Here is a 12,516-nt window from a genome sequence, read left to right as displayed (position 1 = left end):
TAAAGGCGGCGTTTTAATTCATATTTGAAATGCTTACTGCGCTCTTTTGTTGCTCACATTGGCTGCACTCAATACAGCCTTTACAGAGGCTGTCGCAATGTCCGCATCAATACCAATACCGAATACGGAACGGCCATCTGGCAGGTGACATTCAATATAGGCTGCTGCCTGAGAATCTGTTCCCTTACGCAGCGCATGTTCATGATAATCAACAACTTCCAGATCAAGGCCACATTCGCTCTTGAGTGCATCGACCACACTTGAGATCAGACCATTACCCTTCCCGCTGACAGAGCGCTCGGCACCGTCGATGGAAATACGCCCAACAAAGACCCGTTGCTCACCCGGACGGCGGGCACCATGCTCGACATAATCAAGCAGTTCAAACCGCTGCGGGCTTTCTAAGCAATATGCTTCGACGAATGCTTTCCAGATATCAAGACTTGTCAGCTCACGACTGGTTGAATCCGAAATTTCCTGAATCACCTTGCTGAAATCAACCTGGAAGGCACGAGGCAGTTTTAGACCACGATCCTGCTCGATAATCCAGGAAACACCACCCTTACCGGATTGGCTGTTCACACGGATAACGGCTTCATAGCTACAACCCAGATCAGCCGGATCAACTGGCAGATACGGGATTTCCCAGATATCATCATTACGCTGCTCACGGGCAGCGAAGCCCTTCTTGATGGCATCCTGATGCGAGCCCGAGAAGGCCGTAAAGACCAGCTCACCCGCATAAGGATGGCGCGGATGCACGGCAATTTGGTTACAATGCTCAACCGTTTTGACGATTGTCTGCAGCTCTGAGAAATCGAGTTGTGGGTCAATGCCCTGACTGTAGAGGTTCAGTGCCATCGTCACGATATCGACGTTACCCGTACGCTCACCATTCCCGAACAGGCATCCTTCAACACGATCACCACCAGCCATCATGCCAAGCTCAGCAGCGGCAACAGCCGTACCACGGTCATTATGCGGGTGCAGGGAGATGATAACAGAATCCCGCTTTGAGATATGGCGGCAGAAATATTCGATCTGGTCAGCATGCACATTCGGCGTTGCCACTTCAACAGTTGCTGGCAAATTGAGGATCAGGGGCTGATCAGGTGTTGGCTGGTAAACATCAATAACCCGCTCACAGACCTCCAGCGCAAAATCCATTTCAGTTGCCGTGAAGGTTTCAGGCGAGTACTCGAAAGTCCAGTTCGTTTCCGGCTGCTTCAGAGCGGCATCACGAATGCGCGAACATCCTTCGACCGCAAGCTTGATGATATCAGCCTTTTCCATGCCAAAGACAACCTTACGGAATAAAGGCGATGTTGCATTATAAAGATGGACAATCGCATTTGGCGTACCGCGCAATGATTCAAATGTCCGCTCAATCAGCTCAGTACGTGACTGGGTCAGCACCTGAATGGCGACATCAGACGGGATCATTTCCTGCTCAATCAGTGAACGGACAAAATCAAAGTCTGTCTGTGAGGCCGATGGAAACGCAACTTCGATTTCCTTGAAACCGATTTTAACAAGCATCTCAAAAAAACGACGCTTCTTCTCACCATCCATTGGGTCAATCAAGGACTGATTGCCATCGCGCAAATCAACAGAACACCAGCGTGGCGGCTGGGTAATCTGAGCAGATGGCCACTTGCGATCTGGCAAGTTAATCCCGGTAAATGGGCGATATTTGTCTTGAGGCGTTTTCAGCATGGGCATTGTTTTCTCGTGTAATCTGTTCAGGCCGGTTCAAAGGCCATGAGTATAAAATTCTATTGCTTGGTAAAAACGGCAAAGGTCACAGCCACCGGAAGCCGTCAGGCCCGGTGACTGCAGGGAAGTCGTAGTGTCTGATTACAACAGGCAATAAAACGCTCTCTGACACAAAACAGAGATGGCATAACTTTGATGAACGGTATGAAATTCATGAGCTTGAACACAGATACAGATGCTACGACAACAGCGACGAAATCCCGACCTCCTCAGAGGGCCGGGCTGGAAAGTCGTAGTAGGAGCGCATGTATCTTTATCATGCGCTGACCATGCTGTGATTTTATTACGTTGTCAACGCTTAAAAAGGATAAATATTGCGCCAATTAACGCCCCAGCGACAAAACCGCCAAGATGACCGGAAAAGCTGACATCTGTTGCGACAAAATCCATTGCAGTTTGAGCAAGGATAACAAGGGTAATTGCAAACAGTTGCCTTTTCTTGTCTGCCCTACGTTTTACGATCCAATCGGCCAGCACATAAACAGATAATGCACCTAACAACGCGAAAACTGCGCCAGACGCACCAACCAGAACGGCCATCCTGGCATAGCCGAACTCCATCATCCAAAGAGCGAAAAATGATGAGAGCAGCCCACCTCCCAGATAAACCACAAGGGTTTTCAATGAACCGATCCAGCGTTCCAGCTCTTCACCAATCAGGTAGAGAGCCATCATATTAAAACCAATATGGAACCAGCTGAGATGCAAGAAAAGCGCCGACCCTAATCGCCACCATTCACCATCAAAAACATAAGGCGGCCATAACCCACCAAGCTCAACCAGTGTCTTGATGTCATCAGGGGCCCCCTGCATAAACTCGAGGCCGAACATGATCAGATTGGCAATAATAAGTGAGAGTACGACCGGAATTGTTGGCGCACTCTTCCGAGGAAGTTTCTTGTCCGTAACAAAGGCTGCAAGTTCATGGGTGAGAAATTCCCGGTCGCCCGGTGTAGCACTTACGGTAGAGCCTCTATTGATGCTCTGAAGCATCAGCTTTTTACGTATTGGATCGTGAACATCTTCAGCCAGCGCATGTAAGACAGATCGCTCATTCTCGTGGCCAGCTTTCAGCTTGGTGAAAGATACCGACCAATGCCAATCCTCATCAGGGATCATCATATGAGAAGCTGTTCTGAAGTCCTCAAGTTCCACATAAGCTCCCGAGAATATAAGTAACGCCATGAGAGCAGGCTCCTGCATCGGCGTACCCTCTAAAACAGCTTTATGCTCCCGATACCAGGTAAACATCCTGTCAACCTGATTGGTCTGCCCTAGGGCCTGAAGATAGAACAGACCGTAAATCGGCTTTGCATAGCGATAGTCGTCAGAGGGAAAAGGGAGAGCAAGTATCTCTTCCCAAAGGTTCATATATCTTAGTCGGTAGAGACGGGCGATATAAGCATTAAAACCATCACCCTGCTCGAGGGCCTCTAACATCCGGTATTGTGTAGCCCGATCCTTCTCGGCAAGAGCCTGCGTCAGCTTTGCATCATATTGTGCTGTTCCCGATGGATGCAGGATTGTAAAAAGCTTATGCGCATAATTTGAAAATAAACTGCCCCGTTCATTCAAACGACGTGCAGCAATAACGCATAGAAGCGGAAGAATGACAAAAATGCATGACAGGCCAAACAGAATATATCCCGCGTCCGGCACTTCAAACCAATAGGCAAGACCAGCAGCAGCAATAAGAACCGTATGCTTCGTGACCCACAAGCGATCAAGACCATTCTGCATACGGCCAATAATCAGAAGGATCAGAGACAGAACTGCCGTGTTAAAAAGAAAGGAAATGTTTGAAGACATTTACGACCAACTTGCTCAAGTGTTTTTAAACTCTGCCTGACATCAACAGACCTTCTACCGCAGATACACGGCAAATAAAAACGCCGGTATCTTTTACCGGCGTTTTAAAGGCTGATAATCCTTACTGATTAATAAGGTCACAAAGAACTTAGTTCTGAGCACCTTTTCTGCGCAGACGTACAATCACTTCAACGCGTGAAATCTCATAACCTTCTGGTGGATTCGGTAATGAGCTGACCATGATATCGTTATATGGCATGTCAAACAGTGTCTGCTCATCTTCAGCAAAGAAGTGATGATGCTCACCCGGGTTGGTATCAAAATAGGATTTTGACCCATCAACAGCCAGCTGACGCAGGAGACCGGCTTCCGTAAACTGATGCAGAGTGTTGTAAATGGTAGCCAGAGACACAGGAACACGGGCACGTGTTGCCTCTTCGTAAAGAGATTCGGCGGTCACATGTCTGTTACCTTTAGCAAAAAGCAGCCAACCGAGAGAAACACGCTGACGGGTCGGACGCAGGCCAGCCTTGCGTAATTTATCGCGAAGATCAGATAGCGGACAGCCGCGACCAGGCGCAACGCCTTGTGATAAAACAGGGTTTCCCATTTTTAGTGCTTGTTCTGCCATCTGTTGAACGCTTCCAATGTGCATCTGATACTGTGCATATAATAGGTATCTATTAACAAACCTGCAACCCATCGTCGCAGGAAATTCGTTTCACTAAACGTGTGAACTGTTCTAAAGATAGATAAGAAAAATGAAAAACAATACGGTAGTAACCGAACTGGAGGCTTTGTCAGCAACGCTGCACTATGCTACCAGTGCGAAAAATGGTAATGGCTCAGTTGTTATGGGCTGGTACCAAACGCTATTGTAACAACGAAAGGACCGGAAATCAGGATGGCCGGACAGTCGCAATACTCATATGAAGAACTTCTGGCATGCGGGCGCGGAGAATTATTCGGTCCCGGCAATGCACAGCTTCCCATGCCTCCTATGCTGATGTTTGATCGCATTTCTTTGATTTCTGAAGAAGGTGGTGAATTCGGCAAAGGGCAGATTCGTGCTGAGCTCGACGTACATCCCGATCTGTGGTTCTTCCAGTGCCACTTCAAGGGTGATCCAGTAATGCCAGGTTGCCTTGGTGTGGATGCACTCTGGCAGCTGGTTGGCTTCTACCTTGGCTGGCTTGGTGAACCAGGCCGCGGCCGTGCACTCGGCGTTGGTGAAGTTAAATTCAGCGATCAGGTTCTGCCAAACATCAAAAAGGTTGTTTACGGCATTGAACTGAAGCGCGTCTTCCGCTCCAAGCTCGTCCTCGGCATTGCTGATGGCTGGGTCGAAGCTGATGGCAAGCGTATTTATGAAGCCAAGGATCTGCGGGTCGGTCTTTTCACAAACTGATCCCATTTTGGCTCAAAAGTAATCAACATGGCTCTGGCATAAGTTTTTTCTGATGCCAGAGCATTGTAATTATTGTACTGGGAAAAACGCCAGTCTAGTAATTGCAAAATACAAAGACCATATACAGCCAAGCATGACATAGACCGCTGTAGGGTCAAAGGAGAGTAATATGAGACGCGTCGTTATCACCGGTATGGGAATTGTTTCTTCCATCGGCAATAACACGGATGAGGTACTGGCCTCGCTGCGTGAAGCTAAATCCGGCATTATTAAAGCCGACGAATATGAAAAATATGGCTTCCGCTGCCAAGTTCACGGCGAACCACGCGGCCTCGATATTGAAAGCCTGATAGACCGCCGCGCCATGCGTTTCCATGCTGGTGGCACCGCCTGGAACCATATTGCTATGGATCAGGCTATTGCTATGGCTGGTCTTGAAGAGAGCGAAATCTCCAACGAACGCACGGGCATTATTATGGGCTCTGGCGGACCATCGACAAAAACGGTCGTTGAAGCTGCTGAGATTGCCCGCACAAAAGGTCCAAAGCGTATTGGCCCGTTTGCTGTGCCAAAAGCCATGTCTTCAACCGCTTCTGCCACACTGGCAACATGGTTCAAGATCAAGGGCGTCAACTATTCTATTTCTTCAGCCTGCGCCACATCGAACCACTGCATCGGTAATGCCTATGAGATGATTCAGTATGGCAAGCAGGACCTGATGTTTGCAGGTGGCTGCGAAGAGCTTGACTGGTCACTTTCAGCTCTGTTCGATGCCATGGGTGCGATGTCGACAAAGTACAACGACACACCTGCAACAGCCTCTCGTGCTTATGACAAAAACCGTGACGGTTTCGTTATTGCCGGTGGTGCCGGCGTTCTGGTTCTCGAAGAGCTGGAACATGCCAAGGCCCGTGGTGCCAATATTCTGGCTGAGATTGTCGGCTATGGTGCAACATCTGACGGTTACGACATGGTTGCCCCTTCCGGTGAAGGTGCAGTCCGCTGCATGCGCATGGCATTGCAGAACGTAAAGACACCTGTCGATTATATCAATCCACATGCTACATCGACACCTGTCGGTGATTCTGCAGAAATTAGTGCAATCCGCGAAGTGTTTGGCAATGAGAACAAGTGCCCGCCAATTGCAGCGACAAAGTCATTGACCGGCCACTCCCTCGGTGCCACAGGCGTTCAGGAAGCCATCTATTCGCTTCTGATGATGAATAACAACTTCATCTGTGAAAGTGCCAATATCGAAGAGCTTGATCCGGAATTCGCAGATATGCCGATTATCCGTAAGCGCGTCGATAATGCCCAGATCGGAACAGTCCTTTCCAACTCATTCGGCTTTGGCGGCACCAACGCCACAATCGTTATGAAGCGTCTGGAAGCTTAAGAGAATAACGCTGTCTTCTGCTTTTGCGGAACATAGCACTACCTGAGCCCGCGTCTTGATTATAGCTGCGGGCTTTGAGGTTTTTTTACACATTCAGCATCCACCTGAAACGGGGTGGGTTTGGAAGCGCATAGCCAGCTCTGTTGCTAGAGATTGCTAGAGCTGGGAAAAAAATGGAGGGAACAAACGTGAGCGGAAATGGCGGCTTGATGAAAGGCAAACGCGGGTTGATTATGGGGGTTGCCAATGATCACTCTATTGCATGGGGAATTGCTCAGAAGCTCGCAGAGCATGGCGCAGAGCTTGCATTCACTTATCAGGGCGAGGCCCTGGGCCGCCGCGTAACACCTCTGGCAGAATCACTCGGCTCAAACTTTATCGTTCCATGCGATGTTGAAGACATTGAATCCGTTGATCAGCTTTTTGCTGAAATTGAAAAGCGCTGGGGGAGCCTTGATTTTGTTGTCCATGCCATCGGCTTTTCTGACAAATCACAGCTCAAGGGTTCTTACGTAGACGTCACGACCCGTGAAAACTTCACACGTACCATGGTGATTTCCTGCTTCTCATTTACGGAAATTTCAAAGCGTGCTGCACAGCTAATGCCAAATGGCGGTTCAATCCTGACACTGACATACGGCGGTTCAGTTCGCGTTATGCCAAATTACAATGTTATGGGTGTTGCCAAGGCTGCTCTTGAAGCTTCCATGCGTTACATCGCGTCCGACCTTGGCCCGCGCAATATCCGCGTAAATGCCATCTCTGCAGGCCCGGTTCGCACACTCGCCGGCGCCGGTATTGCCGATGCTCGTTCAATGTTCAGCTTCCAGAAGGATCATTCCCCTCTGCGCAAGAATGTCTTGATTGAAGAAATTGGCGGCTCAGCTCTTTATCTGCTGTCAGACCTTTCCAACGGCGTGACGGGTGAAACGCATTACGTTGATGCTGGCTATAATATCATTTCCATGCCGCATCCTGACGAAGTTAAAACTTCGGTCTAACGTTCAAGCATATTCATCGGTTGAGTTTTAAATTTATCCATCGGTGGCAACACCGGTGGATATTTTATATCTGCTTTGTGCAAAAAGAACTTATCTTATTAATTTTAAAAGGCTATTTCTTGTATTATGTCGTCTGCAACCTGTGATTAACCTGTCTAAAACCGTAGGATAATGGTGCATAAAAAGACAGCATCTCCGTCATTTCCAGAAAATATGAATTTCAAAGAACCTTTCTTTGTTTGCTCTTTGTTCTCAAAATATCCCTTGCCCAATTTAAGAAAACGCGGAACACAACCTTTCATGAACCTATTTACGTCATAAATCTCCTGAAAGTACCTTCTTCATTTTAGAATTTCATTTGGTGGTATTATGAATCTGTCCAGACGCTCCCTTCTTTTGACAATGGCCAGTGCAGGTGTTGTCGGTCTTCCCGGGCAGGTTGTTGCTCAGAGCGCACCTGAAGGCGAAATGGTTCCAATTGAACTGTTTCAGGATGCACAAGAGCTTGATGGGCTGGTTAGACTTGGTCATCCTCACGGCTATGTCATCATGATGGAGTTTTTTGATTATAACTGCCCATGGTGTAAACGCTCGGCCAATGACCTCGAAGCTCTGCTCAAGGCAGAGTCGGAAGTCTCCTATATTTTAGTCAATTTCGCTATTCTGGGCGCTGAATCCGTTCAGGCAACAAAGATTGCTCTGGCCTTCAGGGAACTGATGGGATCAGATAAATATCTCCCACTCCATCTTGCCCTTTTCAAACTGAAAGGCACAGTCAATGGTGAACGTGCCATTGCAGAAGCCGTAAAACTTGGTGCCAATCAGGAGAAACTTCTGGAAATTGCCAATAGCCAGAAAATCATCAATCAGATGACAGCTGCCTTACGGGTTGGCAACTCATTGGGTATCAATGTCACGCCATCTTATATTCTGGGTAATACATCATATGCTGGTGGCATCACACTGCCTGAAAAGCTCAAGATCATTGCGAAAGCGCGTGAGGGTTAGGTTGCATCTTTGGCATTGGAGCAATTTGCTTTATAAGCGCCCATCATGTCGCCAACCCGCGCAACCCTAATTGTCTCTCTTTGTGCTGCCCTGTCTCGTATTCTCGGCTTTGTCCGGGATATCCTGCTGACACAGTTTCTGGGTGCAGGCGTTGCTGCGGATGCATTCCTGGCCGCATTCAGGTTACCGAATGCCCTGCGCCGCATCGCCAGTGAAGGCGGATTCAATCCGGCATTCATTCCGCTTTATATCAAACTGAAAGCAGAGAGTCCGGAAAAGGCTAATCTGTTTGCCCGTCAGTCATGTATTCTTTGGGGCTTCCTACTTGTTCTGGTTACCGCCATTGCAGCACTGGCGGCGCCTCTATTCATGCGCATTCTGGCAGGCGGGCTACAGGGAGAAACCTTTGATCTCTCTGTCTTTTATTTCAGACTGATATTTCCTCTGGTTTTTGGCAGCAGCCTCGCAGCTATTCTGGCGGCTATTCTAAACGCTGAGAAAAAGGTTGTTGCAACATCTCTTGCGCCCCTTATTTGCAATCTAACCGTTGTTATTGCCGTCATCGCATCACAGCTGTCTCATCTTAATCCGGCCCGAAGTGGAAGCTGGATTGCGCTAGCTGCAGGTTTCTCAGGTTTGCTGCATCTGATGATCATGATCCTGACCATCCGTGATTCTGGCCTGATGAGCAGTAATCCATTATGGCGCATTACTAGTATCCTGCACTCAAAGAAGCTTCGGCATTTTCTGAAATCAGCAGTTCCGATTCTGGCAGCTGTCAGCACCATTCAGCTTTTGCCAATTGTTGCTGCGCAGGTAGCCTCCCATACACCATCTGCTGTCTCGTGGTATTACTACGCAGACAGACTTTTTCAGCTGCCTGTCGGCTTTATTGCGGCAGCAGCCGGCATCGTTCTTCTGCCACAACTGGCACGTCAGCATGCACGCAACGATAAATCTGCAAGCCTCCATACACAAAACAGGGCTCTAGAAAATGCGCTTTTCTTTGCCATTCCAGCGGCGGCAGCTTTGGCTTATTTAGCCTCACCGATTATCAGGGTTTTATTTCAAAGGGGCGTATTTGAGGCATCTGACAGTCTGGAAACATCAGCAATGCTGTTTTACTTGAGCCTCTCTCTGCCCTTTGCCGTTATCACGAAAATCCTGACAAGCTCTGTTTTCGCAATCGGTAAACTGAAGGCGGCGTTCCTATCTGGCTTAACAAGCCTTATCGCAACATTTATTGCTGCAAAATTCTGTGTCGTCTGGCTTGGTGCAGCAGGTATTGCCATTGGCGCATCCTTTGGCATGTTCTGCTATTTTGTCGCTCTTGCAACAACACTTCATATCTCGGGCCTATGGCAGCCTGATCGTCGGTTGTATCTTAAAACCATCAGTTTTTTTGGTGCTACAGCCCTCATGCTGACAGGGCTCTTTCTGCTTGAGCAATGGATTACACCTCACAAGGCCTATGGTTTAGCAATTTTGTGTTTCGCAGGTCTTGGCATTTATATATTTGCGGCCTGGCTATTTCGGGCATTTTCAATCACTAACGTCAGAGAGTTGTTACAGCACGAAGGTAACAACACCTGAAAAATAAAAAGAGTATTTCCTCATCGGCTGAAATGATCTAGCAAGAGAAACAACCCCTGAGGGTCCAAACTCAGGATCGATAATTAGACAGGAACGGGTTTATTAAAATGACGCAGTTCAAAGAGCTGGTATTTTCCGGAGTCCAACCGACCGGCAATCTTCATCTGGGTAACTATCTTGGCGCTATCCGCCAATTCGCCGCCCTCCAGAACAGTTATAATTGCGTTTATTGCGTTGTTGACCTGCACGCAATCACTGCCAAACGCCAGGATCCCAAAGAACTGCGTCACCAGATTCGCGAAGTGACGGCGGCTTTCCTTGCAACAGGCATTGACCCGAAAAACCATATTATTTTCAACCAGAGTCAGGTTCCTGAACACGCTGAACTTGCCTGGGTCTTCAACTGCGTTGCCCGTATGGGCTGGCTGAGCCGTATGACCCAGTTCAAGGATAAAGCCGGCAAGGATCGTGAAAACGCATCTGTTGGACTGTTCGCTTATCCAAGCCTGATGGCTGCTGACATTCTGGTGTACCGCGCCACCCATGTCCCGGTTGGCGAAGACCAGAAGCAGCATCTTGAACTGACCCGCGACATTGCGCAGAAGTTCAACAATGACTGGGCTGAGGATATCGCGGCTCAGGGCTTTGGTGACATGTTCTTCCCGCTTCCGGAACCTCTTATTCAGGGAACGGCTACCCGCGTCATGTCTCTGCGCGATGGTTCAAAGAAGATGTCAAAATCTGACCCATCTGATTATTCGCGTATTAATCTGACTGATGATGCGGATGCGATTGCAACTAAAATCCGCAAAGCCAAAACAGACCCGGAGCCACTTCCATCTGAAGCAAAGGGTATTGAAACACGTCCCGAAGCTGAAAACCTTGTGTCCATTTATGCCACTCTTACAGATACCAGTATCGATGCCGTGCTGAAAGAGTTCGGCGGTGCACAGTTCTCAACCTTCAAAAGTGCCCTGGCGGATGTTGCAGTCAATAAACTGGCCCCGATTGCCTCTGAAATGCGCCGTCTAATGGATGATACGGCATATATTGATCAGGTTCTGGCTGAAGGTTCTGGCAAGGCACGGGTTCTGGCAACAGAAACCATGAATGGTGTCAAAGATATCGTTGGTCTCTTGCGCAATACAAAATAAGCAATTGCTGATCAGCTGAACTCTGAGAGAGGAATTTCACTTGAAATTCCTCTTTTTTCATTCCTAATATCATCCACGAGCTGTTCGTCCGACAGTGTTTTCGGTACATCTCATGCAAAGAAGCGCATACGAACACGGCCATAAGCCTAAATTTCTGGTGATTGTAGATGGCTCACCAGAGAGTGATCGGGCCATACGTTTTGCAGCACGCCGTGCCGTGCGGACAGCTTCAGATTTATGCATGCTCAGTGTTATCACCCAACCCGATGATTTTGAATGGATTGGCGTGGGTGAGGCAATCAAGGCTGAGGCAGAAGCACAGGCAGAGAGCTTTCTTGAAACAGCATCTCAAATTGCAAAAGACCTGATTGGTATTGAAGCGGAAACTCTTATCCGTCATGGCAATGCCTCACAAGAAATCACAAAACTGATCCATGAAGATTCTGACATTTCCTACCTTGTTCTGGCTGCCAGCACGAATAAAGATGGGCCCGGGCCTCTTGTCTCCAGTATTGCTGCAAAACTTGCTGCAACATTCCCCATTCCCATCATCATCGTACCGGGCGCACTGACAGATGATGAAATCAATGCCTTGGCGGGCTGAAATCGGTACTTTTTGAAAATAAGCTTTGCGCTGCTCGCAAAACCGAATAATAAACCCCATATGGCTATTATAAGCCTATTCCTTTTCTCGGCTGGCCTTGAACCAGCGCGGAGTATTGAAAATGTTTATCCAGACAGAAACTACACCAAATCCTGATACGCTGAAATTCCTGCCCGGCCGTATTGTGCTCGAACAGGGAACTTTTGAAGCACGGAATCTGAGTGAAGCTGAACACTCACCATTGGCAGGTCGTATCCTCAGCATTCCCGGCATTGCAGGTATTTTTTACGGCTATGATTTTATCAGCGTCACAAAATCAGATGGTGAGTGGCAGCATCTGAAACCGGCTATTCTCGGGGCAATCATGGAATTTTTCCTGTCAGGTTCCCCCCTGATCAGTGCGGCCGGTATTGCAGCTGAACAGCCAGAAGAAGAATTCTTTGATGAGCAGGACACTGAAGTTGTCACAACTATCAAGCAGCTGCTTGATGAGCGTGTCCGCCCCGCTGTTGCATCAGATGGCGGCGATATCACCTTCCGTGGTTTCCGTGATGGCGTTGTCTATCTTTCTATGAAAGGCGCCTGCTCTGGTTGCCCGTCATCAACAGCAACCCTGAAGCACGGAATACAGAATCTTCTGCGGCATTACCTGCCGGATGTCAGCTCGGTTGAAGCTGTTTAACCGGGTAAAAATTGCAAAAAGGGCTTGCGTAAAGCAGGGCTCACAGGCTTGATGGGGCCAGAACTTAAAAACGAGTTCTGGCCCT

11 protein-coding genes are annotated in these 12,516 nt (G+C 48.4%); 8 read left to right on the top strand and 3 right to left on the bottom strand.

Annotation, left to right across the window (positions count from 1 at the left end; all coding sequences use genetic code 11):
- Window positions 1-33 precede the first annotated feature (33 nt).
- The 3 genes from leuA to irr all read right to left on the bottom strand — a co-directional run bounded on the left by leuA (window position 34) and on the right by irr (window position 4,216).
- Window positions 34-1,716: a 2-isopropylmalate synthase gene (leuA, locus tag WJT86_RS01575; protein ID WP_346336272.1), complete on the bottom strand. Its 1,683-nt coding sequence runs from the start codon at window positions 1,714-1,716 to the stop codon at window positions 34-36.
- A gap of 351 nt (window positions 1,717-2,067) precedes the next feature.
- Complete coding sequence (locus WJT86_RS01570) at window positions 2,068-3,585, bottom strand: rhomboid family intramembrane serine protease (protein WP_346335737.1); 1,518 nt, start codon at window positions 3,583-3,585, stop codon at window positions 2,068-2,070.
- A gap of 148 nt (window positions 3,586-3,733) precedes the next feature.
- The gene (irr, locus tag WJT86_RS01565) at window positions 3,734-4,216 is read right to left on the bottom strand and encodes a Fur family transcriptional regulator Irr (RefSeq protein WP_346335736.1); all 483 of its coding nucleotides are present in this window, start codon (window positions 4,214-4,216) and stop codon (window positions 3,734-3,736) included.
- A gap of 273 nt (window positions 4,217-4,489) precedes the next feature.
- Between irr and fabA the strand changes: the two genes are divergently transcribed.
- The 8 genes from fabA to WJT86_RS01525 all read left to right on the top strand — a co-directional run bounded on the left by fabA (window position 4,490) and on the right by WJT86_RS01525 (window position 12,431).
- The gene (fabA, locus tag WJT86_RS01560) at window positions 4,490-4,993 is read left to right on the top strand and encodes a 3-hydroxyacyl-[acyl-carrier-protein] dehydratase FabA (protein ID WP_346335735.1); all 504 of its coding nucleotides are present in this window, start codon (window positions 4,490-4,492) and stop codon (window positions 4,991-4,993) included.
- Window positions 4,994-5,162: 169 nt separating this feature from the next.
- Window positions 5,163-6,389 (top strand): beta-ketoacyl-ACP synthase I, encoded by a 1,227-nt coding sequence (fabB, locus tag WJT86_RS01555; RefSeq protein ID WP_346335734.1) that lies wholly within the window; start codon window positions 5,163-5,165, stop codon window positions 6,387-6,389.
- A gap of 209 nt (window positions 6,390-6,598) precedes the next feature.
- On the top strand, window positions 6,599-7,390 hold the full coding sequence (gene fabI / locus WJT86_RS01550; protein ID WP_346336271.1) for an enoyl-ACP reductase FabI: 792 nt from the start codon (window positions 6,599-6,601) through the stop codon (window positions 7,388-7,390).
- A 369-nt stretch (window positions 7,391-7,759) separates the two neighbouring features.
- A complete protein-coding gene (locus WJT86_RS01545; RefSeq protein WP_346335733.1) occupies window positions 7,760-8,398 on the top strand; it encodes a thioredoxin domain-containing protein in 639 nt (212 codons plus the stop codon).
- Between the two features lie 45 nt (window positions 8,399-8,443).
- Window positions 8,444-9,991: a murein biosynthesis integral membrane protein MurJ gene (gene murJ, locus WJT86_RS01540; RefSeq protein ID WP_346335732.1), complete on the top strand. Its 1,548-nt coding sequence runs from the start codon at window positions 8,444-8,446 to the stop codon at window positions 9,989-9,991.
- A gap of 107 nt (window positions 9,992-10,098) precedes the next feature.
- A complete protein-coding gene (gene trpS / locus WJT86_RS01535) occupies window positions 10,099-11,145 on the top strand; it encodes a tryptophan--tRNA ligase (protein ID WP_346335731.1) in 1,047 nt (348 codons plus the stop codon).
- Window positions 11,146-11,257: 112 nt separating this feature from the next.
- Window positions 11,258-11,749 (top strand): universal stress protein, encoded by a 492-nt coding sequence (locus WJT86_RS01530; protein ID WP_346335730.1) that lies wholly within the window; start codon window positions 11,258-11,260, stop codon window positions 11,747-11,749.
- A 121-nt stretch (window positions 11,750-11,870) separates the two neighbouring features.
- Complete coding sequence (locus WJT86_RS01525; RefSeq protein WP_346335729.1) at window positions 11,871-12,431, top strand: NifU family protein; 561 nt, start codon at window positions 11,871-11,873, stop codon at window positions 12,429-12,431.
- The last annotated feature ends 85 nt before the right edge of the window (window positions 12,432-12,516 follow it).

The organism is Hohaiivirga grylli (assembly GCF_039655745.1).
Lineage (GTDB): Bacteria > Pseudomonadota > Alphaproteobacteria > Rhizobiales > Beijerinckiaceae > Hohaiivirga > Hohaiivirga grylli.
The sequence above is the reverse complement of the archived record's forward strand: the minus strand, read 5'-3'. Positions and strand labels throughout refer to the sequence as shown.

Excerpts from the sequence above, each read along its gene's own strand:
- WJT86_RS01530 (WP_346335730.1), top strand. The coding sequence starts at position 11,258 with ATGCAAAGAAGCGCATACGAACACGGCCATAAGCCTAAATTTCTGGTG.
- trpS (WP_346335731.1), top strand. The coding sequence starts at position 10,099 with ATGACGCAGTTCAAAGAGCTGGTATTTTCCGGAGTCCAACCGACCGGC.
- WJT86_RS01525 (WP_346335729.1), top strand. The coding sequence starts at position 11,871 with ATGTTTATCCAGACAGAAACTACACCAAATCCTGATACGCTGAAATTC.
- irr (WP_346335736.1), bottom strand. The coding sequence starts at position 4,216 with ATGGCAGAACAAGCACTAAAAATGGGAAACCCTGTTTTATCACAAGGC.
- murJ (WP_346335732.1), top strand. The coding sequence starts at position 8,444 with ATGTCGCCAACCCGCGCAACCCTAATTGTCTCTCTTTGTGCTGCCCTG.
- leuA (WP_346336272.1), bottom strand. The coding sequence starts at position 1,716 with ATGCTGAAAACGCCTCAAGACAAATATCGCCCATTTACCGGGATTAAC.
- fabA (WP_346335735.1), top strand. The coding sequence starts at position 4,490 with ATGGCCGGACAGTCGCAATACTCATATGAAGAACTTCTGGCATGCGGG.
- fabI (WP_346336271.1), top strand. The coding sequence starts at position 6,599 with ATGAAAGGCAAACGCGGGTTGATTATGGGGGTTGCCAATGATCACTCT.
- WJT86_RS01545 (WP_346335733.1), top strand. The coding sequence starts at position 7,760 with ATGAATCTGTCCAGACGCTCCCTTCTTTTGACAATGGCCAGTGCAGGT.
- fabB (WP_346335734.1), top strand. The coding sequence starts at position 5,163 with ATGAGACGCGTCGTTATCACCGGTATGGGAATTGTTTCTTCCATCGGC.
- WJT86_RS01570 (WP_346335737.1), bottom strand. The coding sequence starts at position 3,585 with ATGTCTTCAAACATTTCCTTTCTTTTTAACACGGCAGTTCTGTCTCTG.